The 237-nt window shown below is 59.5% G+C and carries 1 pseudogene; it reads right to left on the reverse strand.

From position 1 onward, the window contains the following. Nucleotides 1-237 (reverse strand): annotated as a pseudogene (locus HMPREF3277_RS12335) (RHS repeat protein); the annotation flags it as partial.

Below are 237 nucleotides of genomic sequence, written 5' to 3' on the forward strand. Positions count from 1 at the left end.
GCCAGTCGGTTTCGGGCAGGCCGTTTCGGGCGTTCTCTTCTTTGCTCGGCACCTTCCATTGGTGTTGGGCGATGAGTTGGCCGTTTCCGTTGTAGTCGAAGCAGGTGATGCTGTGGCAGTTGGCGGCGCGGACGAGGTTACCGTCCAAGTCGTAGCCGTAAACGGTCTCCTGAACTCGGTCGCCGACGTCGCGGGCGAGGGTGTGGATTAGGCGTCCCAATATATCGCGTTTGAACT

The sequence above is a fragment of the Neisseria sp. HMSC70E02 genome (genome assembly GCF_001838645.1).
Taxonomy (GTDB): Bacteria; Pseudomonadota; Gammaproteobacteria; order Burkholderiales; family Neisseriaceae; genus Neisseria; species Neisseria macacae.